General features: G+C 58.3%; 21 protein-coding genes and 1 pseudogene. 16 read left to right on the top strand and 6 right to left on the bottom strand.

What is annotated here, in order from left to right:
- Window positions 1-8 precede the first annotated feature (8 nt).
- From cas3 to P0119_14185, 4 genes are all read right to left on the bottom strand, one after another.
- Window positions 9-2,216, bottom strand: a complete 2,208-nt coding sequence (gene cas3, locus P0119_14200) for a CRISPR-associated helicase Cas3' (protein ID MDF0667212.1) — start codon at window positions 2,214-2,216, stop codon at window positions 9-11.
- 387 nt (window positions 2,217-2,603) lie between these two features.
- Window positions 2,604-2,765: a hypothetical protein gene (locus tag P0119_14195; protein MDF0667211.1), complete on the bottom strand. Its 162-nt coding sequence runs from the start codon at window positions 2,763-2,765 to the stop codon at window positions 2,604-2,606.
- A 111-nt stretch (window positions 2,766-2,876) separates the two neighbouring features.
- Window positions 2,877-3,086, bottom strand: coding sequence for a type II toxin-antitoxin system HicB family antitoxin (locus P0119_14190; GenBank protein ID MDF0667210.1), 210 nt, complete (start codon window positions 3,084-3,086; stop codon window positions 2,877-2,879).
- 208 nt (window positions 3,087-3,294) lie between these two features.
- Window positions 3,295-3,546, bottom strand: coding sequence for a DUF202 domain-containing protein (locus tag P0119_14185; protein MDF0667209.1), 252 nt, complete (start codon window positions 3,544-3,546; stop codon window positions 3,295-3,297).
- 415 nt (window positions 3,547-3,961) lie between these two features.
- On the opposite strand from P0119_14185, the gene ndhC reads away from it, so the two are divergent.
- The 16 genes and pseudogenes from ndhC to P0119_14105 all read left to right on the top strand — a co-directional run bounded on the left by ndhC (window position 3,962) and on the right by P0119_14105 (window position 21,067).
- Window positions 3,962-4,408, top strand: a complete 447-nt coding sequence (gene ndhC / locus P0119_14180) for an NADH-quinone oxidoreductase subunit A (GenBank protein MDF0667208.1) — start codon at window positions 3,962-3,964, stop codon at window positions 4,406-4,408.
- A pseudogene (locus P0119_14175) lies at window positions 4,359-4,886 on the top strand (NADH-quinone oxidoreductase subunit B). The gene ndhC and the pseudogene P0119_14175 overlap by 50 nt, the downstream one beginning before the upstream one ends.
- Before the next feature lie 152 nt (window positions 4,887-5,038).
- The gene (nuoC, locus tag P0119_14170) at window positions 5,039-6,784 is read left to right on the top strand and encodes an NADH-quinone oxidoreductase subunit C/D (GenBank protein MDF0667207.1); all 1,746 of its coding nucleotides are present in this window, start codon (window positions 5,039-5,041) and stop codon (window positions 6,782-6,784) included.
- Between the two features lie 119 nt (window positions 6,785-6,903).
- Window positions 6,904-7,368, top strand: a complete 465-nt coding sequence (gene nuoE / locus P0119_14165; GenBank protein ID MDF0667206.1) for an NADH-quinone oxidoreductase subunit NuoE — start codon at window positions 6,904-6,906, stop codon at window positions 7,366-7,368.
- 11 nt (window positions 7,369-7,379) lie between these two features.
- Complete coding sequence (nuoF, locus tag P0119_14160; GenBank protein MDF0667205.1) at window positions 7,380-8,723, top strand: NADH-quinone oxidoreductase subunit NuoF; 1,344 nt, start codon at window positions 7,380-7,382, stop codon at window positions 8,721-8,723.
- Window positions 8,684-11,413 carry an NADH-quinone oxidoreductase subunit NuoG gene (nuoG, locus tag P0119_14155; GenBank protein ID MDF0667204.1) on the top strand — a complete coding sequence of 910 codons (2,730 nt, stop codon included), beginning with the start codon at window positions 8,684-8,686 and terminating at the stop codon, window positions 11,411-11,413. The genes nuoF and nuoG overlap by 40 nt, the downstream gene beginning before the upstream one ends.
- Window positions 11,410-12,372 (top strand): NADH-quinone oxidoreductase subunit NuoH, encoded by a 963-nt coding sequence (gene nuoH / locus P0119_14150; protein ID MDF0667203.1) that lies wholly within the window; start codon window positions 11,410-11,412, stop codon window positions 12,370-12,372. Before nuoG ends, nuoH begins: the two co-directional genes overlap by 4 nt.
- Window positions 12,373-12,380: 8 nt before the next feature.
- Window positions 12,381-12,896 (top strand): NADH-quinone oxidoreductase subunit NuoI, encoded by a 516-nt coding sequence (gene nuoI / locus P0119_14145; protein ID MDF0667202.1) that lies wholly within the window; start codon window positions 12,381-12,383, stop codon window positions 12,894-12,896.
- Window positions 12,893-13,399: an NADH-quinone oxidoreductase subunit J gene (nuoJ, locus tag P0119_14140; protein ID MDF0667201.1), complete on the top strand. Its 507-nt coding sequence runs from the start codon at window positions 12,893-12,895 to the stop codon at window positions 13,397-13,399. Before nuoI ends, nuoJ begins: the two co-directional genes overlap by 4 nt.
- A gap of 1 nt (window position 13,400) precedes the next feature.
- Complete coding sequence (gene nuoK, locus P0119_14135) at window positions 13,401-13,721, top strand: NADH-quinone oxidoreductase subunit NuoK (GenBank protein ID MDF0667200.1); 321 nt, start codon at window positions 13,401-13,403, stop codon at window positions 13,719-13,721.
- Window position 13,722: 1 nt separating this feature from the next.
- Window positions 13,723-15,663 (top strand): NADH-quinone oxidoreductase subunit L, encoded by a 1,941-nt coding sequence (nuoL, locus tag P0119_14130; protein MDF0667199.1) that lies wholly within the window; start codon window positions 13,723-13,725, stop codon window positions 15,661-15,663.
- Window positions 15,660-17,162 (top strand): NADH-quinone oxidoreductase subunit M, encoded by a 1,503-nt coding sequence (gene nuoM / locus P0119_14125; protein ID MDF0667198.1) that lies wholly within the window; start codon window positions 15,660-15,662, stop codon window positions 17,160-17,162. The genes nuoL and nuoM overlap by 4 nt, the downstream gene beginning before the upstream one ends.
- 3 nt (window positions 17,163-17,165) lie before the next feature.
- The gene (locus P0119_14120) at window positions 17,166-18,620 is read left to right on the top strand and encodes an NADH-quinone oxidoreductase subunit N (GenBank protein MDF0667197.1); all 1,455 of its coding nucleotides are present in this window, start codon (window positions 17,166-17,168) and stop codon (window positions 18,618-18,620) included.
- Between the two features lie 61 nt (window positions 18,621-18,681).
- A complete protein-coding gene (locus P0119_14115) occupies window positions 18,682-18,897 on the top strand; it encodes a hypothetical protein (GenBank protein ID MDF0667196.1) in 216 nt (71 codons plus the stop codon).
- A 97-nt stretch (window positions 18,898-18,994) separates the two neighbouring features.
- Window positions 18,995-19,825 (top strand): hypothetical protein, encoded by an 831-nt coding sequence (locus P0119_14110; protein MDF0667195.1) that lies wholly within the window; start codon window positions 18,995-18,997, stop codon window positions 19,823-19,825.
- A 75-nt stretch (window positions 19,826-19,900) separates the two neighbouring features.
- Window positions 19,901-21,067, top strand: a complete 1,167-nt coding sequence (locus P0119_14105) for a PLP-dependent aspartate aminotransferase family protein (protein MDF0667194.1) — start codon at window positions 19,901-19,903, stop codon at window positions 21,065-21,067.
- Window positions 21,068-21,127: 60 nt separating this feature from the next.
- On the opposite strand, the gene thpR is transcribed toward P0119_14105, so the two are convergent.
- Both thpR and P0119_14095 read right to left on the bottom strand, forming a co-directional pair.
- Window positions 21,128-21,754 carry an RNA 2',3'-cyclic phosphodiesterase gene (gene thpR / locus P0119_14100; GenBank protein MDF0667193.1) on the bottom strand — a complete coding sequence of 209 codons (627 nt, stop codon included), beginning with the start codon at window positions 21,752-21,754 and terminating at the stop codon, window positions 21,128-21,130.
- Window positions 21,751-23,043 carry a competence/damage-inducible protein A gene (locus P0119_14095; GenBank protein ID MDF0667192.1) on the bottom strand — a complete coding sequence of 431 codons (1,293 nt, stop codon included), beginning with the start codon at window positions 23,041-23,043 and terminating at the stop codon, window positions 21,751-21,753. The genes thpR and P0119_14095 overlap by 4 nt, the downstream gene beginning before the upstream one ends.
- Window position 23,044 lies beyond the last annotated feature (1 nt).

The following is a 23,044-nucleotide window of genomic DNA, read 5'->3' as shown; positions in this document are numbered from 1 at the left end:
AGAATCCCTCACCCGATTAGTTGTTCAGCAGCTAATGCACCGCCAATGGTCACACCGATTTTATCGTCGTATAACGTGCTGACCTTCTGTGCGAAGATTCCCGTCCAGGCTTCTTCGATTTCGCCAGACTGGAGTAGCTTTTCCACGTCCCGGCGGGGCAGGTTCACGCTGTATCGTTGCAACTTTCGCATGAGCCACCGTTCCGGCCCATCCTTCTTGAGCTTTCCAATCAACGCTTGGCTCTCACCATACCAGACAAGGATGGTTTGGCTTTCCACGTCGTCAATCAGCTTGAACCTATCGGCGGCGCTGCGGAATTGAATCTTCAGCTCTCCTGCATCCTTCGTCAACAAGTCGTTGATGTCATGCTTGTCGAGCGAGTCCGCTTTCATGTAGAAATGCTCAAAATACCGCGTGAACAACTCCCTCGCCATGGGGTCACTCGTGCTGCCGCTCAAGAGACTGACGGTGGTTTGTTCGGCACGCCGGAGCGTACCCGGAGGCGATGACTTGGGGGGCACAAACACAACTACCTTGCCGCGATCTAACTTTCCTTCCCGATTGCAGCGACCGGATGCCTGAGCAATGGAATCCAGGCCGGACAGTGCGCGATATACAACCGGAAAGTCGATATCTACCCCAGCCTCAACCAATTGTGTGCTGACGACCCGCGTAGAGACTTTCTTTTCCAACCTCTCTCGAATATTTGCAATGACTTGAGATCGGTGCTCGCCACACATGGCAGCTGACAAGTGGATCGTTCCTTCCGGCATCAGTCGATATAGTTCGCGGCAGTCACGCCGAGTATTGACGATGGCCAGCACCGACTCATGAGTTATTAGCTCGGTAACAATTTGTTCCCATCCTCGGCAAGCATGGAAATCTGGCGGCATCTCAACTGTCACCCGATTAAGATTGCGATACAACGCATCCGGGTCGGTCGTGATTTCGCGCACGCCATCCAGTCCCCTGAATGTCCAACCAAATCCCTCCCGTGAATTCAGCGCCGGCTGAGTCGCTGTAGAAAGCACAAACGTGACGCCATAATGCCGTGCTAGCAGATTGATGGTGTCCAAGACCGGTTGCAGGAACTCAGGATTGAGCAGTTGCGCTTCGTCCAGAACCACGACACTGTTCACGATGTTATGGAGTTTGCGACAGCTGGAAGTTCGAGAGGCGAATAGGGACTCCAAAAACTGCACGTTGGTCGTGATGATGACCGGCGCATCCCAGTTCTCAGTTGCCAAGCGGCTCTTGGCGGTTTCCTTTTCTGGATCGAGATTACTGTGATGTTCAACGACGTTTTCACCCAAAATACCTCGGAAAATTCCTGCCGTTTGCTCGATGATGCTGGTATAGGGGATGACATAGATGATGCGGCGCTTGTTGTGGTGGATCGCATGACTTAATGCGAAAGCCAAACTGGAGAGCGTCTTGCCGCCACCAGTAGGAACAGTCAGCGAGAAGATGCCTGGCGCACTTGACGCCTGGTCACGGCACTGACGAAGCACTTCAGCACGCACGTGGTTCACAGGTGTCGGCTGAGCCTCGGCCATGAGCTGCGCCATGTGCGTATCTAATTTTCCGAGAAGCTCCACGAGCGAGGAGTACGCTCCACGAGGTTGCGCTTTCTCGCCATCCATGAACTTCTCTGTGTCGAGAAAGTCCCCATCAACCAGACAGGAAAACAACATCCGCAACCAGAGCGCAAGGCCATCTCTGTCGCCCAGAGGTTTTGTGACTGGAGTAATACCAGGATCAAGCACATCAGCAGGAATGGTCACATTAGAGATGGCTCGCAAGTGCTGCTCATCTTCTAATCGCTTGGATAGTGAGGCAAGGGCATGTTCATCAGAGTGCCAGTCGGGCAATCCCGCGTGATGACCAGCAATGAGATAGGCAAGAAGCCTTCCCTTCCCGCCAAGTTTTACGACCGCATGAAGCGCTCCTGCTGAGGAGTGATTCACTCGGCCTTTGGCACCCTCAATGTGTGCCTCAGGATCAAAGCCGCTTGCGTGAGCAATATAGTTTTGGAAGGCAGCGGAATACTTTCCAAGATCATGCCAGATCCCTGCGAGTCGGCCCCAATCAGCATGGCCAAAGCTCGACGCGAACTCCCCCGCGAGATCCCCCACTGCGCGCAAATGGTCTTCAAGATGGTGGATCGCAAACGACCCGTCGTCGTTCCGGCGCACATGGGCGAGATAGGCCGTCACGCTCAGATCACGAAGCAAGATTGGGAATGCGGTAAAGAATCACATGGTCGTAAAGGACAGATAATACAACCGCTCTTTCGTACCTGAAAGAAGAATGGCGCTCTTTGCTTGTCGGATGAACGAAGAAGGCAGAAAAGATTTTCACCTCGACTATTTCCGGTGACCCGGAAACATACCTGTAGCTCAGAACAACAGTGTCATGATGGTTCCAGTCTCCTTGTCCATCGTCAGGACGTCGTGATAGTGGACATAGTCTGGCACGATGCTGTGACATCCGAGGTCACTCGGAGTCCACACTTTCGAGACTTCCTGTTTGACTGCGCACAATGAGTCTGGCCTGTCAAAATGCCTGCCCTGAGCACTGGCGCGGGGTCTGCCAGTTTGAACTTACCTACTGGTGGGATGGGCTGCTCGATCAATGGCGGCGAGGATTTTGGCGCGGCTGTCGGCATCAAACTCATGCCCGTAAAAGCGGAGAAAGAGGCCTTTGCGAATCGCTCCCACCGGCGCCTGGGGATCGTTCGCCCGCAAGGAGGCTTCCACGATCATTCGCGCGGAAATCCAAAACGATTCTTTTGAGTGAGAAGAACAGGTCGGTCGGAGGCCTTCCTCGAACAAGAGGGATTGCCCTGTCCTCAATGGGGGAACGCGTCAAATGGCCTACGCAAAGGTCAATCGGCCTTTGGGCTCAGGGATGGGGCGACCAAGCTCTTTCGCAGTCTCGATCCATTCCTGAATCACGACCTCCACATTCGCCAGTGCCTCTTGGTACGTGGCTCCATCAGCCGCACAGCCTGGAAGTTCCGGTACCTCAGCAATGAATACCTGGTCCTCACTGCTCCAATAGATGATGACTTCATACTTAATCATCCGCCTCGCCTCCCAATTTATAACGAAGGATCACATGACGGACCTGCTTGACTTGGTAGGGTTTCCCATAAGCGCCTTTGGTTTGTAAATTCAAGATCTCCTCGACGCCCTTCTTCGTAAAAATGTGATGGCTTCCTCGATCATGGATCTGTAGCAGCTGTCGCGCGACGGCAGGCGAAATACCAGGTGTCGAGTGGCTGACGACTCACTACGACTCGAATGCCCGCGCGATCATGGCGTTGACCGCCATGAACCGACGTAAACCCAGCGCGAGACACACCGCTCCGGCCGTCAACGACAACCCGCCCAATGCCTGCAGGTACGGGTGTTCCAATACCCACATAGCCGGTATCCCGACAATCACAAAACCTAACGCAGTTCTGATATAGGCCAGCAACGTCCGCTCATTGGCCAACTCGGTCCTATGCCTGGACAGCTGATTTCGAAGCTGTTCGTCCACTGTTTTCCCTCTTGTGTTCTTATAACACACCTGGATTAAGCCATGGGGTTCCGCGTTCACTGTGGCTGCTTGCGATAGAGACAGTCTGCACCGGCTGGAACTCGTGTCGCGTCCTCTTTGGTCATACATCGCTATATCGCCAGCACCTGCTTAGCCCGGTGAACCTTGCGGAGGATTTCCTCACTCTTGGCTTTTCAGACGTCGCGCGTTGCGTTCGGTCAGAGGGCTTTTCCGTAGTCAGCTAGGGGTTTTGCGAGTGTGTTCGAGGGAAGAGATTTGTTTTACTCAAGGGAAATACAGTTGACACATTGGTCTGTGGCCGTTCGACGAGACGGCCCGCTTCGTCATCGCCGCATTGATCGGTGGCGGTGGACTACTGGACGGTGAACGGCGCGTCTCATCGTGGAGCTACTCAGTGGCAGAATACTTCTGGGCTCTCGTCGGCTACTTTATCGCGGTTCTGATCGTTGCGGCGATCATGATCGGCGCTTCCGCTCTCTTGGGCGAGCGGCATCGCGAGAAGGCAACCGACGAACCCTACGAATCCGGAATTACCGTCACGGGTTCGGCGCATATCCGGTTACCCATACAGTTTTACCTGGTCGCGATGCTGTTCGTGATCTTCGATCTAGAAGCGGTGTATCTGTTCGCCTGGGCCGTGGCGGTGCCGGAGGCCGGCTGGCTTGGGTTCGGTGAGATGCTCGTCTTCATCGCGGTGCTGTTTATCGCGCTGGCCTATGTGTGGCGGGTCGGCGCGTTGGAGTGGGGAACCTCTCAGCGGCGGATTGAGGCGCCGAGACAGGAGCAACAGGATGGGTTGGTGGCTCAGCAAGCCGATCTCCGATCATCAGTCGGGAGATAGATCGGAGATCGGCGACGGGACGCTCGATGAAGCGGTGCGGCGCAGCGTCGTCACGGCACGCCTCCAGGACCTGATCGCCTGGGGCCGCAAGAACTCGCTGTGGCCGTTCAACTTCGGTCTGTCCTGCTGCTACATCGAGATGGCGACAAGCCTTACGAGCCAGTATGACATCGCGCGGTTCGGCGCCGAAGTGGTCCGGGGCAGTCCGCGTGAAGCGGATGTGATCGTCATCGCCGGAACCGTCTTCATGAAAATGGCGCCGATCATCAAGCGGCTGTACGAGCAGATGATGGAACCCCGCTGGGTGATCTCCATGGGATCCTGCGCCAATTCCGGCGGCATGTACGACATCTATTCCGTTGTCCAGGGGGTCGATTCGTTCCTGCCGGTGGACGTCTATCTTCCCGGCTGTCCCCCTCCTCCGCATACGTTTATGGAGGGCCTGTTGCGGTTGCAGGAACAGGTCGGCCGAGAGCGGCGGCCGCTGAGCTGGGTGATGGGCGACCGGCAAGTGTCGAGGCCGTCGATGCCATCACAACGCGATCACAAACGAGCGGAGAGAGAACGAGCGACGGACTTGCTGACGATAGATAGGTTGCCGGTGACCGAGTTGAAACAGGAAAAGTGGAAATGACACAGACGGCAATCGTCGATGAACTCCGCAATCGCTTCGGGTCCGGCACGTTTGGTCGACAAGAGACGGGTGACGGAATTCCCACCGTCTGGACGACGAAAGAACGGGCGCGCGAGGTGCTCGGCTACCTCAAGACTGAAGCGGGACGGCCTTACAAAATGCTCTATGACCTCACGGCGATCGACGAGCGGGTCCGGCGGGTGAGGAAGGATCAATCTCCCAGCGATTTCACGCTGGTCTATCACCTGCTCTCGTTCGAGCGGAATGAAGACGTGCGTCTGAAGATCCCGCTTACGGAGGGCGCCGCTTCTCTTCCCACGATCACCGATCTCTGGCCCGCCGCCAACTGGTATGAGCGGGAAGTCTGGGACCTGTTCGGCATCACCTTCGTCGGCCATCCGCATCTCCGACGGATTCTGACGCCGCCGACCTGGCAAGGCCATCCCCTGCGGAAAGATCATCCGGCTCGGGCCACCGAGATGGGCCGGTTTTACTTGCCGGAGGACAAGCAGGAAGCGGAAGAAGCGGCCCTCAAGTTTCGTCCTGAAGAGTGGGGGATGAAACGTTCACGTGAGACATCCGATTTCATGTTCCTCAATATGGGACCGGCGCACACCGGCACCCACGGAATCTTGCGTCTGGTCCTCCAACTGGATGAAGAGAGAATCGTCGATGTGGTGCCCGACATCGGCTACCACCATCGCGGGGCGGAGAAGATGGGCGAGCGCCAGACCTGGCACACATTCATCCCGTATACCGACCGGATCGACTACCTCGGGGGCGTCATGAACGAGTTGCCCTATGTGCTTGCCGTAGAGAAACTCGCCGGCATCGACGTCCCGGATCGCGCCAAAGTCATCCGCGTCATGATGGCGGAATTCTTCCGGCTCGCAAGCCATCTCGTCTGGTACGGCACCTTCGCCCAAGACGTGGGCCAGCTCTCCCCGGTCTTTTACATGTTCACCGATCGGGAGCGTATTTTTCACATCGTGGAGGCGATCTGCGGTGGACGGATGCACCCGGAATGGTTCCGCATCGGCGGCGTGGCGCAGGATCTCCCGGAAGGATGGGACAAACTGGTCAGGGAGTTCCTGGATTATCTTCCGCCGAGGCTGGCCGAATACGACGACATGGTGATGCGGAACGCTATTTTCAAGGCCCGCACGCAAGGCGTGGGCCGGTACTCAACCGAAGAGGCCATCGAATGGGGCGTGACCGGCCCGGGACTCCGAGCGACCGGATTCGAGTGGGACTTTCGGAAGCAACGGCCCTATTCCGGCTACGATCAGTTCGAGTTCGACATTCCCATCGCCATGCACGGTGACTGTTACGATCGCGCCGTCGTTCGCGTCGAAGAGATGCGCCAGAGTCTCCGGATCATCGAACAGTGCCTCAACCATATGCCGGATGGTCCGTACAAGGCGGACCATCCGTTGACCACGCCGCCGATCAAGGAACGGACGATGCACGACATCGAAACGCTGATCACGCACTTTCTGAGCGTGAGCTGGGGCCCGGTCATTCCGGCAGGCGAAGCCTTCGTCGGGATTGAGGCCACCAAGGGGAATAACGGCTATTACTTGGTCAGCGACGGCACCCCATGGCCGTACCGCGTGCGTATCAGGACGCCGTCCTTTCCGCACATGCAGATGGTTCCATTGATCTCGCGCGGGCTGTTGCTGGCGGATCTCCTGGCCATCCTCGGCAGCGTGGATTTCGTGCTGGCCGACGTGGACCGATAGAAAGTGCTGAGTGCTGAGTTGGAAGTTCTGAGTTTCCTGAATCCAAAGCACGTCGTCACTCCGAAATCATGATCGAGAACTCATAATTCAGCCCTCATGACTCATAATTAATTTCGCCCATGTTGTCCGACGCCGAGCGAGCCGAGATCGAGGAGGAGCTCTCACATTATCCTGATAAACAGGCGGGGTGTGTGGAGGCATTGAAGGTCGTCCAGCGGCATCGAGGTTGGGTCTCCGACGAGAGTCTCAAGAGCGTCGCAGCCTTGCTCGGCATGACGAGGGAAGAGCTGGACAGCGTGGCGACCTTCTATAACCTCATCTTTCGGAAGCCGGTCGGACGGCACGTGATCTTCCTGTGCGACAGCATCAGCTGTTGGGTATGCGGGTGCGACGCCATGCGTAACAGTCTTCAGAGTCGACTAGGGATCTCGATGGGCGAGACGACACCAGACGGGCGATTCACGCTGCTCCCGATTGTCTGTCTCGGCGCATGTGACCATGCGCCGACCATGATGGTTAATGATGACTTGCACGAAGATCTGACGACTGAAAAGGTTGATCAGGTCCTAGAACAGTATCCATGAGGTAGGAAACAATGGACCGGCCGCTGACACGCAATATCAAGCCGAAGGCTGAACCGCTGTGGCTCGCCGAATACGAGAAGGCCGGCGGCTACGAAGCAGTGCGCAAGGCGCTGCGGACAATGGCTCCCCAAGAAGTGCAGAAGCTCGTCACCGAGTCGACCCTGCGTGGTCGCGGCGGTGCTGGGTTTCCGACCGGCAAGAAGTGGAGTTTCGTCCCGATGGGACCGGACACACCTCGTCCCAAATATCTGGTTGTCAATGCCGATGAAATGGAACCAGGCACATTCAAGGATCGTCTACTCCTGGAAGGCGATCCTCACCAGATGATCGAGAGCATGATCGTCAGCGCCTATGCGATCCAGGCAGACGTGGGCTACATTTTCCTGCGCATGGAATATGGGATTGCCGCCGCCCGCCTGCGGAAGGCCATCCAGGAAGCGCGCGCCAAGGGGTATTTGGGCCGTAACCTGCTCGGCTCGGACTTCAGCTTTGAAATCTACTTACACAGCAGCGCCGGCCGGTACATCTGCGGAGAAGAGACTGCCTTGCTCAATGCGTTGGAAGGGAAGCGCGCAATCCCTCGAGCCAAACCGCCCTTTCCGCAAATCGTCGGACTCTGGGGCAAACCCACGATCGTCCAGAACGTGGAGACCCTCTGTAACGTCCCTCATATTATTACTCACGGCATCGAGTGGTATAGGCAGTTGAGCCGGGGAAAGGACGGGGGGACCAAAATTTATGGCGTGAGCGGCAACGTGAAACGGCCCGGAGCCTGGGAGCTTCCGATGGGCACCTCGATTCGTGAAATTCTGGAGGAGCATGCGGGAGGCATGCGCGACGGGTTCGCCTTCCGCGGCCTGTTGCCGGGGGGCGCCTCAACCGCGATGCTCGTGGAAGAGCATCTTGATCTGCCGATGGACTTCGAATCGATTCCGCAAGGAGGCAGCCGCATGGGAACCGGCACGATGATCGTGTTGGACGATCAGACCTGTCCCGTCGGGTTCGCCCAAAACTTGGAGCACTTCTTTGCGCAGGAATCATGTGGCTGGTGCACGCCTTGCTGGGAAGGACTGTCCTGGACGGAACGAATTCTCCAGAGTCTGGAAGCAGGACAGGGAAGGATGGATGAGATCGATATCCTGACCATGCACACAAAGCTGCTTGCCCCGGGGCGAACCTTCTGCGCCTTGGCGCCTGGGGCGATGGACCCCTTGCAAAGCCTTTTAAAATATTGTCGGGCCGATTTCGAGCGACACATCCATGAGAAACGTTGCCCCTGGCGGGATTGGCGCAATGGCGCGGACGGAGCAAGAACATGGCCGGTATCATCGTCGATGATCGTGCCTACCAGGTAGACGAGCGCGAAAATCTCCTGCAGGCCTGCCTCTCGCTCGGCTTCAATCTGCCGTACTTCTGCTGGCATCCTGCGTTGGGATCGGTCGGGGCCTGCCGGCAATGCGCGGTCAAGCAATTCAGGGATGAGCGAGACCATCAAGGGCACCTGGTCATGGCCTGCATGACGCCGGCCACCGATGGTACGCGCATCTCCATCGAGGATCTCGAGGCGAAAACGTTCCGCGCGAGCGTCATCGAATGGATGATGGCGAACCATCCTCACGATTGTCCGGTCTGCGATGAAGGCGGCGAATGCCATCTCCAAGACATGACGGTGATGACCGGCCATGCCTACCGCCGCTATCGGTTCACCAAACGTACCTTCCGCAATCAGAACCTCGGACCGTTCATCACCCATGAGATGAATCGGTGTATTCAGTGTTATCGCTGTGTGCGTTTTTATCGGAATTATGCGGGGGGGCGGGATTTCGATGCGTTCGGCTCGCGCAACCATGTCTACTTCGGCCGGCATGAAGACGGCACGCTGGAAAATGAATTCAGCGGCAACCTGGTCGAAGTCTGTCCGACCGGGGTGTTCGACGACAAAACCTTGATGCCGCACTATACCCGTAAATGGGACTTGCAGACCGCCCCGTCTGTTTGCGCCCACTGCAGCCTGGGGTGCAACACGATTGCCGGAGAACGCTACGGCACGCTACGACGCATCCTCAACCGGTACCACAGCGAGGTCAACGGGTATTTTCTTTGTGATCGGGGGCGTTTTGGTTACGGCTTCATCAATAGCGAAAGACGAATCCGCCGTCCGATGTTCCGTCAAAGCCGGGACGGCCAGACTATCCCGATGGACAAGGAGCTAATCCTTCGCGAGCTTGGCCTGTTGCTGGCAGACAAGCCTTCCCGCATCATCGGCATCGGCTCACCTCGTGCCTCGCTGGAATCCAATTTCGCGCTTCGCGAGCTGGTCGGACCGGAACGGTTCTCTCTCGGGGTCTCTGCTCGCGATGCCGGATTGGCTTCCCTCATCCTGGATATTCACAGGCGCGGCCCCGTGCCTTCAGCCTCTACCCATGATGTAGAGCAGGCGGACGCGGTGCTGGTCTTAGGCGAAGACCTAATCAACACGGCCCCGAGATTAGCTTTGGCTGTGCGGCAGTCGGTTTGTCAGCAACCGATGCAGCTCGCCGACAAGCTGGGTATCCCACGCTGGCATGACGCAGCCGTGCGCGAAGCGGCTCACGCGAGACCTGGTCCGTTATTCATCGGCGCTCCACACAGTACCTGGTTTTCGGACGTCGCGACCGAAACCTATCATGGCGCGCCGGACGATCTGGCCCGTCTCGGGTTTGCAATCGCGCATGAATTGGACCAGGCGTCACCGACGGCGTCGACTCTGAATCCCGCCATAGTCTCTCTGGCGAAGCGTATTGCCGCTGCCCTGCGCCAGGCGAAGCGCCCCATAGTGATCTCCGGAACCGCCTGCCAGAGCGAACCGGTGATTCAATCCGCCGCGAACGTGGTCTGGGCGCTATGTAAGACAGGAACGCCTGCGAAACTCTGCTATTGCCTCCCGGAGTCGAACAGCCTGGGGCTTGCCATGCTGGGGGGCAAGAGCCTCGAGGATGCGTTCAGTGTCGTGAAAGACGGCGCGGCGGACACGATTCTCATCCTGGAAAATGATCTATACCGCAGGGCCGATCCCGAATCAGTGGATGCATTTCTCACGACCGCTTCGAGAGTGATTCTCCTCGATCACCTGGAACATGACACCACGTCCAAAGCCGATGCGTTGCTCCCCGTCGGCACCTTCGCCGAATCGGACGGCACGCTCGTCAACAACGAAGGACGAGCCCAACGTTTCTACCAAGTCTTTCCTGCCGAGGGGGACATTCAAGAAAGCTGGCGTTGGATACGAGCGCTGGCAGTCGTGTCCGAGCATCCGAGACAATCGAACATGGCGGGCTGGCACAAGCTGGATGACGTCGTGCTGGCTCTCGCTGACGCGATCCCGTCGTTTCAACGCCTCACAGAAGTGACTCCGCCGGAAAAATTCAGAATGGTCGGTCAAAAACTCCCGCGACAGACGCCTCGTTTCACGGGACGAACAACTATGCATGCTCCGTTAATGATGCACGAACCCAAACCGGTCAAGGACTCCGATTCTCCGCTGGCCTTCTCGATGGAAGGGTACTTGGGCCAACCGCCTTCCTCGCTCATCACTCACTACTGGACCCCCGGCTGGAATTCGGTCCAGGCGTTGAACAAATTTCAGAGTGAAGTCGGCGGACCCTTGCGACAGGAGATGCCGGGCGTTCAGTTGATCGATTCGTCCGGCAAGACAACGGTGACGTATTTCACCGACGTGCCGATGCCGTTTCAGAGTCGAGACGACGGCTGGCTGATTCTGCCCTGGTATCAGATTTTCGGCAGCGAGGAGCTGAGCGCGCGCGCCTCCGTCATGACCGAACGAATTTCACAACCGGTCTTGATGCTGCACCCCGACGATGCGGCAAGACTTCGAGTGAAGTCCGGGGAGTGGGCGGAATTCACGATCGACGACCGATTGCACCGTTTACCGTTGAAGCTAGGGACCGCGGTTCCTCGCGGAACCGCGGCGTTGGCCATCGTTCCCGGCTTCACCGATACCGTTCTCCCGACATGGAGCTCGATCGTTCGAGCGGTGGAGTCATGAACGAGACCGCCTCGAAGCTACTGATTGTCATCGGTGTGCTGGTCACGCTCTTGACTCTCAGCGCTCTGTTGATCTGGCTGGAGCGACGACTCTTGGGCTTCTGGCAAGAACGTTACGGCCCGAACCGCGTCGGCCCGTTCGGCTTGCTCCAGGTGGTGGCCGACATGATCAAGATCTTCATGAAAGAAGATTGGGTGCCGCCATTCGCCGACAAAGCCGTATTCGTAATCGCACCCGCCGTGATCATCGTCACGATCCTCATGTCCTTCGCCGTCGTACCGTTTACGCCGTCGATCATCGTGGCCGATCTGAACGTTGGGCTCCTGTTCTTTCTGGCCATGTCCTCCCTGTCTGCCTACAGTGTCGTGCTCGCCGGCTGGGCTTCGAACAACAAGTACTCGCTGCTGGGTGGGCTCCGTGCCTCGGCCCAAATGCTGAGTTACGAGGTCTTCATGGGCCTGTCGCTCATGGGGGTCGTGATGCTGGCCGGATCGTTTAGTCTTCAGGACATCGTAAAAGCTCAGCAAGGCGTCTGGTTCTGCATCCCTCAGATTTTGGGCTTCGTCATTTTTTTGATCGCCGGCTTGGCCGAAACCAAACGGATCCCGTTCGATATCCCTGAGGCCGAGGCCGAACTGGTGGCCGGATTTCATACGGAATATTCCGGCATGAAGTTCGGCATGTTCTTCGTGGGAGAGTATCTCGGCATCATCCTGATTTCAGCCATGATCACGGTGCTGTTCTTCGGGGGCTGGCAAGGACCCTGGCTGCCGCCGGTGGTCTGGTTCTCGATCAAGACCTTCCTCTTCATTTGTCTGTTTATCTTGCTGCGGGCCGCGCTCCCGCGTCTGCGGTTCGATCAGCTCATGGGGTTCGGCTGGAAGGTCATGCTGCCGCTGGCTTTGGTGAATCTTGCGGTCACAGGTGCACTGGTGTTGATCGGTCATCCGCCGGAGTGAGTCTCGACATGCTGAAACTGTTGAAAGGGATCTGGCTGGTCTTTCTTCATGCGTTCAGGCGTCCTGTGACCATTCAGTATCCGGACGTGAAGCCGTACCTGCCGCCGCGATGGAGAGGGCGGATTATTTTGTCACGCGATCCGGACGGAGAGGAGCGCTGCGTCGGCTGTTATCTCTGCTCGGTCGCTTGTCCGGTGGACTGCATCGCGCTCCAGGCAACGGAAGACGAGCATGGCCGTCGCTATCCGGCCTGGTTCCGCATCAACTTTTCCCGCTGCATTTTCTGCGGGTACTGCGAGGAAGCCTGTCCGACCTATGCCATCCAGCTCACCACCGACTTCGAAATGAGCGAGCACGACCGACGGAACCTCGTGTACGAGAAGGAGCATCTCTTGATCAGCGGAACAGGCAAATATCCGGACTACAACTTTTACCGCGTCTCCGGCCTCCGGATCGGCGGGAAGGATAAGGGCGAGGCCGAGCACGAGGCTTCGCCCACTGATCTACGGAGCCTGATGCCATGACGGGCGCATTCTATCTGGCATCGCTGGTGGCGGCGGTTTCGACCGGCCTTGTCATCACCAGTTTGAACGCGGTGCACGCGCTGTTGTACTTGATCGTGTCCTTTCTAGCCGTGGCCGTGGTTTTCTTCATCCTCGGCGCGCCGTTCATCGCCATGTTGGAGATCATTATTTACGCCGGGGCAATCATGGTCCTGTTCGTCTTCGTGGTCATGATGCTGAATCTCGGACGTCGGGCGATCGAGCAGGAAGCGGGCTGGCTCACGCCGAGGATATGGATCGGGCCATCGATCCTGTCGGCGACCCTCCTCGTAGAATTGCTCTATCTGTTCGGTTCCGGAATCCTGAGTCAGGCCGGCGGTATCACGGTTCAGGCTCCCAAACAGGTGAGCGTCGTGCTGCTTGGTCCCTACCTGGTCGGAGTCGAGCTGGCCTCCATGCTCCTGCTGCCTGGGCTAGTCGGCGCCTATCATGTGGGACGACAGCTGAAGAGCGAAAATGCCTGAGATGAACGCTGAGTCTCTGTCGATTCCACTGGCCCAGGGCATGTTGCTGGCGGGGGTGTTGTTTGCCTTCGGACTGATCGGGCTCCTGGTCAGACGAAACCTCATCTTCATGTTGATGTCGGTTGAAATCATGTTGAACGCCGCCGGGCTGGCGTTCATCGTGGCGGGCGCTCACTGGGGGCAAGCGGATGGGCAGGTCATGTTTCTCTTTATCTTGACATTGGCGGCGGCGGAGGTGTCTGTCGGTCTGGCACTGGTGCTTCAGCTCTACCGGCAGTTCCAGACGCTCGATGCCGACGCGATGTCCCGCCTGTGGGGCTGATATGCTCGATCTGCTCTGGTTGGTCCCGACGCTTCCTCTCCTCGGATTCCTGGCCTTGACCGTGGCCGGCGGATGGTTCTCGAGAAAGACGATCGCACTGATCGGAGTCGGCTCGGTGGGCCTGTCGTTTGCCGTGGCCGGATTCGTCGGATCAGCCTTCATCGGGTTATCGGGAACGCCTGGTCGATCCTACAATCAAATATTGTGGACCTGGCTCCATGTCTCCGGCTTCGGCCCGGCCATCGGCTTCTACTTGGACCCACTGTCGTTGGTGATGATGCTGGTCATCACCCTGGTCGGCTTCCTCATTCATCTGTATTCGGCCGAGTTCATGATCGACCATGGGAAGGAGCCGGTCTCGGACGGCTTGGGGCGGGCGGGTGAAGCCGACAGCGGATACCGCCGCTTCTTCGCTTACATGAACCTATTCGTCGTCTCGATGCTGACATTAGTGCTGGCCGACAATCTGTTGCTCTTATACCTCGGCTGGGAAGGAGTGGGGCTCTGCAGTTACTTGTTGATCGGGTTCTGGTATCGCGACCCGGCCAACGGCGCGGCGGCGCAGAAAGCCTTTATCGTGACCAGACTCGGCGACGTCGCGTTGGCGATCGGGCTGTTCCTGCTGTTCACGCATCTCGGCACGTTCAACATTCAGGATCTCATGGCGCGCGCGGCCGAACAATGGCCGGTCGGCTCAAGCCTCGCTGCGATCGCGGCCTTCTTGCTGCTCGGTGGGGCGGTCGGCAAATCGGCGCAGCTCCCGCTGCAAACCTGGCTTCCGGATGCCATGGCAGGCCCGACACCGGTGAGCGCGCTCATCCATGCTGCCACCATGGTGACCGCGGGCATGTATCTCATCGCACGTACCCACGTCCTGTACAGTCTGGCACCGACTGCACAGACCGCCGTGGCCGTGATCGGCGCCCTGACGCTCTTGCTGGCCGCCTGCAGCGCTCTGGTGCAGCGAGACATCAAGCGCGTGCTGGCCTACTCGACGATCAGCCAGATCGGCTACATGTTTCTCGCGCTCGGGGTCGGAGCCTGGGGGGCGGCACTCTTTCATTTCACCACCCATGCGTTCTTCAAGGCCCTGTTGTTTTTGGCGGCCGGCGCCGTGATCCAGAGTCTCCACGAAGAACATGACATCTACAGAATGGGCGGCTTGCGGCACCGGCTACCTGTGACCTTCTGGACGTTCCTCATCGGCGCTGCCTCACTGGCCGGGTTTCCGTTGGTGACCGCCGGTTTCTACAGCAAAGACTGGATTCTGTGGGAGGCCTGGGCTTCGCCGCTCGGAAGTCCCTGGCTCTGGAGCATCGGCGTGATCGGAGCGTTCCTCACGGCTCTTTACAGTTTTCGTCTGGTGTTCAACGTCTTCTTCGGAGAGGCCAAGACGGAAGTCGGCTCAAGACCCGGCTCGATGGTGGAGGGTCCGCTGATCGTGCTTGCGGCAGGTTCGCTGATCGCCGGATTCCTGGAAGTACCGAGGGTTCTCGGTGATGTGTCCCTGTTCAGCGAGTTCGTGAGCCCGGCTCTCCCCTCCTTTGAGACGACGGCTTCGATCACGACTGAATCGGCGTTACAGGTCGTGACGATGCTCGCCGCCTTGCTCGGGACCGTCGTCGCATACGTTCTGTTCTTGCGTCGTCCAGACCTAGTCACGACGGTGACTGGGACAGCCTGGGGAAGCACCCTGTCCCGATTTTGGATCGAGGGCTGGGGTTTCGATCGTCTGTACGACACATGGTTCGTCCGTCCCTTCCTCTGGGTGGCGCAGGCGAACAAGGACGATCTGATCGATCGAGTCTACGGAGGTCTGGCCTGGTTGATCCGGCAATTTTTTGCCGCGCTCCACCGGACACAAACGGGACAGGTTCGTTGGTATGCGGCGGTCCTCGCCGCCGGCTCGGTCGTGATCGTCGCCTTGATGGTACTCTCATGATCCTTGTCTGGCTCATTGTCCTTTTGCTTGTGGCGGGCCTGGTTGCCTGGCTGCTCGACCGGCATGGATCGCAGTGGCCACGTTGGATCGCGCTGGGTGCGTTGGCGATCGATCTTATCCTGGCGCTCATCCTCTGGGCTGAGCGAGAAGCCCACCTGTCGATCTCGAACCAAGGAGTCTGGCTTGCCGACCTGAGCGCACCCTGGATCCCTCGGTTCGGTATCACCTTTCATCTCGCGTTGGACGGTCTCAGCCTGCTCCTGGTGCTCTTGACCATTTTTCTCGGCATCACGGCGGTGGTGGCCTCCTGGACCGAGATTCGGGAACGCACCGGTTTTTTTTACTTCAATTTACTGTGGGTCTTGGCCGGCGTGCTCGGTGTCTTCCTAGCCATGGACCTGTTTCTGTTTTTCGTCTTCTGGGAAGTGATGCTGGTGCCCATGTATTTTTTGATCAGTGTTTGGGGCCACGAGCATCGTGTGTATGCGGCCGTCAAATTTTTCCTCTTCACGCAGGCCGGCAGCCTGCTGATGCTCATCGCCATGTTAGGTCTGACGTTCATCCATGCTCAGCAGACCGGCGTGGTGACGTTCGACTATCAGCAATTGCTCGGTACCACGATGGACCAAACCGTGGCCCTGTGGTTGATGTTGGGATTCTTCGCCGCCTTCGCAGTGAAACTCCCGGCCGTGCCGTTCCACGCATGGCTTCCCGACGCACATACCGAAGCGCCGACCGGCGGAAGCGTGATTCTTGCGGGACTTCTGTTGAAGACCGGCGCCTACGGCTTGATCCGATTCGCTGTGCCGCTTTTTCCCGCAGCTGCTCAGGCGTTCGCGCCGGTCGCAATGGCGTTGGGCGTGGTCGGAATTCTTTATGGAGCGCTGTTGGCTTTCGCGCAAACCGATCTCAAGCGACTCGTCGCCTACAGCAGCGTCAGCCACTTGGGATTCGTGCTCCTCGGCATCTTTTCCTGGAACGCCATCGCGCTGGAAGGAGCGGTCATGCAGATGCTCGCCCATGGGATCACGACCGGCGCCCTGTTCATCCTGGTGGGCGCGCTGCAGGAGCGTCTGGGTACCCGCGACATGCGACGCATGGGTGGCCTATGGGCGATCCTTCCTAGATTCGGCGCCATCACGCTCGTGTTTGCGATCGCCTCCCTGGGGCTGCCCGGATCGGGAAACTTCATCGGCGAGTTTCTGGTGCTACTGGGGAGCTATCGAGTCAATGTACTCATGACCCTGTTCGCCGCCTTGGGGCTGGTGGCCGCCGTCATCTACTCCTTGGCGCTCATTCAGCGGACGTTTCACGGTTCGGCCAACGAAAGCTGGACGGCACCGGATCTCTCGACCCGTTACCTGGTCACATTGAGCGCCATGATCGCCGTGCAAGTCTGGTTGGGGCTCTATCCACAGCCGGTCCTCGACGCTGCAGGTCAGACTCTCCAGAACCTGCGTGGGTTCGGCGAGGTGATCGCCGTCGTCTCGAAGGGATAACGCATGACCCTGGAAGATTTCATCGCCCTGCTTCCGCTCCTGGTGACGGCACTGTCGTCGCTGGTCGTGCTGCTGCTCGCGGCGTTTCATCGCGATCACGCGCTTGTCGCGGTCGTGACCTCGCTGGGATTGACCGTGGCGTTCCTCACGCTCCTCGTTGCGGCCGGAGTCGCGCCTCGTCCGGTCACACCGCTGCTCATCATGGACTCCTACGCGCTCTTTTACGCCGGGCTCATTCTGGTCGCGAGCCTCGCCGTGACGATCCTGTCCTACGGTTATCTTGAGAAGCAAGAGGGGCAGCGAGAGGAATTCTACGCGCTCCTGCTGTTCGCGACCCTGGGAGCCATGACGTTGGCGGCCGCGTCACATTTCGCCTCCTTCTTTCTCGGACTGGAGTTGCTCAGCGTGTCTCTGTACGTCCTCATTGCGTATATACGCACCGACGGCCGTCCGCTCGAAGCCGGAATCAAGTACTTGATCCTATCTGGCACCTCCTCGGCATTCCTATTGTTCGGGATGGCCCTGATCTACTTCCAGTCCGGTACGATGGAATTTGCCCGCACCGCAGCCTTGTTGGCCGGCTCGGTCGAGTTTCCTTCAACGTTCCTTGTCGGTCTGGTGATGATCATGACCGGGGTGGGCTTCAAGCTGGCCGTAGTGCCGTTCCATATGTGGGCGCCGGATGTGTACCAGGGCGCACCGGCTCCTGTAACGGCCTTTGTCGCGACCGTCTCGAAAGGCGCCATGGTTGCCCTGTTGCTTCGGTACTTCGTCGAGATCGCGGCCTTTCGCTCCGAGATGCTCTGGTGGGCAATGGCGGGAATCGCAACCCTGTCCATGTTCGCGGGCAATCTGCTGGCATTGCTGCAGAGCAACATCAAGCGACTGCTCGCCTATTCGTCGATCGCTCATCTCGGGTATCTGTTGGTCGCGTTTCTGGCCGCCGGTCCTTTGGCGGTGGAAGCGGTGACGTTCTATCTGACCGCCTATTTCATCACAACCCTCGGCGCGTTCGGCGTCGTCAGTGTCCTGTCCAAGCCGGGAGACGAAGCCGAGGCGATAGATGACTACCGGTCCCTGTTCTGGACCAGGCCGTGGGTCGCCGGCGTCTTCACCGTCATGTTGTTGTCGCTCGCGGGGATCCCGCTGACGGCCGGCTTCGTCGGGAAGTTTTACGTGATCGCCGCGGGAGTCGATTCCTCCCTGTGGGTGCTGATCGTGCTGCTCGTCGTCAATAGTGTGATCGGCCTGTTCTATTATTTACGGGTGATCGTCATCATGGCCGCCGATGGGCGGCGCGACGTTCGCCCAGGAGAGACAACTCAAGCCCTACAAGTTTCATACGCCGACGGTCTGGTACTCGCCGCGCTCAGCGGATGCTTGTTCTGGCTCGGTCTCTATCCGGCGCCGTTGATCCGCCTTATCCAGACGATGCAAAAAGGTTTGATCGGAACATGACTCGCGTGAAGAATACAGCCCTGCGACATCGGTGTCGAGGCATGAAAAAGGAGATTCGATCGTGGGAAAAGAGCACAGGGTGATCCTTCAGCTTGGGATGACGCCTCGCTATCTGGATCTGCACTGCCACGAAGCTCAATACGAGGTCGATGTGGGGGTCAACGAAGTGCGTGACCGGTTGGGCAAAGATGTTGCCCGTGAAGAACTCGTCGAGGTCCGAGGGATGCAGATGGACACAACATGCGTATCGTCGCAAGGAAGCCTCATGCATCAGTAGAGTCCGACTGAGAAGACCGGCACCCGTCGACCACCGACTTGATGGATTTTGAATCCTTGAAAGTCTGCATACAAACGGAGTACGGAAGGAGCAATCCATGAATGTCGTAGGAATTCGGCCGAAGCGAAAGCGCGTCCTTTCGTCATCGGTCATGGTGCCCACCATACTGGTTCTGTCTCTCATCGCGTCGTCGCACACCTGGGCGGGAGGACCGGCCAAGGCGGATGTGTATCCCGGCCATCTGGTTCTCCTGCCTGGTGAACGGATCGTGCTCGGCACCGTGGAAGCGATCGAAGGCGAAATGATCAGAGTCAATGTCGGCGAACTGCAGCCTCGATTCATCTCAACCAAGGGCGCAGTGGAAAAAGGTGAGTGGTCGATCAAAAAAGGCGACCGGATTGAGCTTGCGGTGAGCGTCGAGAATCTCGTGGTCGACTATCATCCGGTGAATGCACCGGGCTGGCATCGCATCATCAAAGGACAATTGGCCCAGCCGCTCATCGTCGGATATGAATGGGCCGTAATCAGAACGGACAACGGCAAAGAAGAGGCGTTCGCCGTTCGACCGTTGGCTCGTTTAAAGGTGGCCGCGCTGCCGATCGGAGTTCCAGCTTTGTTTCTGGTCGGTGAAACCGGCAAAATTCTGGACGCGACTTTTGTGAATGAAGAGTTAGCCCACCGGCAAGTCCAGGAATGGAAGCGATCGGTTCCCAAATCTTCAGATCGACAACTCGATGCGACGCTGGTTGCCCCGCCGGTCTTGATGGCGACGGTTCGCACCAACGACGGGAAAGAACATTATGTGGAAGTCCGGCCTTTCGTCGAGGAAAAGCTCGGCAACCTGCCCAAGGGGAAGGCGGTGATCCTGCTCTTGGATGGCGAAAACAAGGTCACCGATGTGGCGATCCCTCCTGAGTCTCGACGATGACCAAGGCGTATTGCATAATATGATGATGGGAGGCTACCGTTAAGGATGGACGGGCACGAGCGGAGGAGTCGACCCATGCAAGGCTTTACGACCAGACAACTGCATGCCGACGGGCGAGCGAAGCCCATGAACGCCCATACGATGCCGATTTTTCTCACTTCTACGTTTGCGTTCGATTCCCCCGAAGCCGGCGCGGATCTGTTTCTGGGACGTCGCGCCGGACATGTCTACAGCCGGATGGGAAATCCCACGGTCGAAGCCGTCGAGCGGGTGGTCGCGGATCTGGAATACGGCGACGCCGCCGTCGCCTTTGGGTCGGGGATGGCGGCCATCCAAGCCAGCTTGTTGACTGTTCTGAGGGCGGACGATCATGTGATCTGTGGCGAAGCACTCTATAGTCCGAGCTTCCATTTGATCACGGAACGTTTGGCCGACTGGGGAATTACCTCGACGGTCGTCGATACTTCGGATGTGCAGGCCGTTGAAAACGTCATCCAGGACAAGACCAAGGTGATTTTCTACGAAACTCCCACCAACCCCACGTGCAAGATCACCGATATCCGGGCCATCGCCGACCTGGCCCGACCCAAAAACATCTTGACGATCGTCGACAACACCTTCTCCAGCCCCTATTTTCAGCGACCGTTGGATCTCGGCGCGGATATCTCTCTCCATAGCGCGACCAAATATCTGAACGGACACGGCGACATGATCGGAGGGATCGTCGTGGCCGGCTCTGAGCTGGCCGCCAAGGTTCGCGCCTATCGTCGCGACACCGGCGGCATTCTCAGCCCGTTCGACGCTTATCTGCTCTTGCGGGGCGTCAGAACCCTTTCCTTGCGCATGCAACGGCATCACGACAACGCGATGAAGCTCTTCGAATTTCTTGCCGGTCTTCCCGCAGTCAGTAAGCTGTACTATCCCGGCGATCCCAAGTTTCCCGGACACCAGGTGGCAGCCAGGCAGATGACCGGCTTTGGCGGCTGCTTCAGCTTCGAGTTGGCTCGTGGGTACGAAGCGGCCACGCGGCTGTTGAAAGGACTGACGCTCTGCACGTTGGCGGTGTCCCTGGGCACGGTCGATACGTTGATCGAGCATCCGGCCTCGATGACTCACGTCGCGGCGTCGGCAGACGTCATGAAGCGGCAAGGAATCACGAGCGGGCTCGTGAGAATCTCGGTCGGCTGCGAGGACATCGAGGATGTGATCGCCGATCTGGAGCGCGCATTGGCGATGATCTAACAGGCTGCGGATTTCCGTTCAGTGGACCTCAGAACAGGCAAGCAGCCGAGGTTGGAAGCATCATCGCTGCTGGTACCCATGATACCCCGTGCTCACTTCCCACAGCTTTGTATACACAGATCCCGTCGGTCGTAGTTCACTTTTCATCAGGACGACCGACTTCACCACCAACACACCCAATGAAAGAGGCCGGTCCATGACACCGCTCTTGGCCAGAGCCTGGCCGACCTGGCGCTCTCCTTCCTTGATCCGCGCAACCGTCAGATGTGGGCTCAAGGACCTACCTTCCGGTGCAAAGCCGAGCGATCGGCAACCATCCTCCAGGGCACGATGCAGGGCCACTAATCGTTTCGCCTCATCACCCTGTTCCCACTGCTCCGACGGACCGACCCAGAGCACACGTGGCTGTTGAAGACGAGGGAATACGCCGAGCCGCTCGATCGGCGTGTGAACGGTCTCATGGCCTGTCATGGCCCGTTCGACGGCCTCACGCATAGGCTCGACCAGGAGCTCGTCCGTGTCACCGAGAAACTTCATCGTGAGGTGGATGGACGACGGCTGCACCCAGGTAATCCGGATGTCTGGTGAGGATTCCCGGCCGAGTCGTTGTTTCAAATCTTGTTGAACCAGCGTGATCCGGTTGCGGAGATCATCTCCCAGTTCCACGGCAAGAAAAGTCCGTATCATGCCTCTCCTCTGGCGATGAGCCATCGACGAAGCATATCAAGGGCCGCCTGAGCAGCACGCTGTCGAATGACGGACCGATCGCCGTGGAAGCGAAACTCTTTTGTCACGACGTCATCACCACCACCGTCGAGCCCGATGTAGACGAGCCCGACGGGTTTGGTCTCTGTCGCACCGCCCGGTCCGGCAATGCCCGTGACGCTCACTGCCACCGACACGCCGGCGAGGTCTCGCATTCCTTTGGCCATGGCTTCAGCCACTTCTCGACTGACTGCTCCATGCTGCTCGATAAGATGCGCCGGCACCCCAAGCATGTCCGTCTTCGCTTGGTTGCTGTAGCAAAGCGCCCCGCGATCGACATAGGCTGAGGATCCCGCTACTTGTGTGAGCCGGTAGCCGATGAGACCTCCCGTGCAAGATTCAGCTACCCCGACAGAGAGTTTCTGCTGCCGTAGCAATCGACCGACTGCTTCTTCCAACGTGCCCTGCCCTTCGGCATAGATCCACTCGCACAATCTGGTACGAACTTCTTCTGCTAATGACAGAAGCACGGCGTCCTTGAGCGATCGATGAGCCCTCGTCGTCAGCGATACCAGCACTTCTGTCGGCGAGGCCAGAAGCCCCAGCGCAACCGGCGTCCGTTTTTCTATGAGGCCCTGCAGCTTTGTATTCACATCGGACTCAGGTAATCCCCAGGTATGAAAGATCATTCGTGTGATGGGATGGGGGCGTGCCTGCTTCGATCGATCGAGTTGATCCGACAAGCACGGAATCACCGATTGCTGCATCATGGCTTGCATCTCACCGGGGACACCAGGCAGTGCGATCACGCGCGCGTTCCGCCATGTCAGCGCAAAACCAGGCGCGGACCCGACCGGGTTCGGCAAGACCGTAGCCCCTGACGGAATCAAGGCTTGCCGCAACTGTCCGCGGTTCGGTATTCGCCCCCACTGAGCCAACCTGGCCCTCATGCTCTCGAACGCTTCTTTGCGGCGAGCCAGTCGGAATCCCGTTACGGACGCGACGGCTTCCCTGGTGCAGTCGTCGATCGTAGGACCTAAGCCCCCGGTCAGAATCACAATCCCAGCACGACGGCAGGCGGTCGTCAGGACTTCGGCAATGTCCGACTGATCGTCTCCAACAATTGTCTTGAACTTGACCTCGATGCCGATCGTGGCCAAGGCATCTGCGATAAACAACGAATTGCTGTCGGACCGGCCACCGACGATCAGCTCGGAACCGATTGCAATGGTTTCGGCGGTAGAGATGCGCGCCGATGGTGTCATTCGCATA

It is taken from the genome of Nitrospira sp., from assembly GCA_029194665.1.
Classification (GTDB): domain Bacteria; phylum Nitrospirota; class Nitrospiria; order Nitrospirales; family Nitrospiraceae; genus Nitrospira_D.
This window is presented reverse-complemented; position numbering and strand designations above follow the sequence as displayed.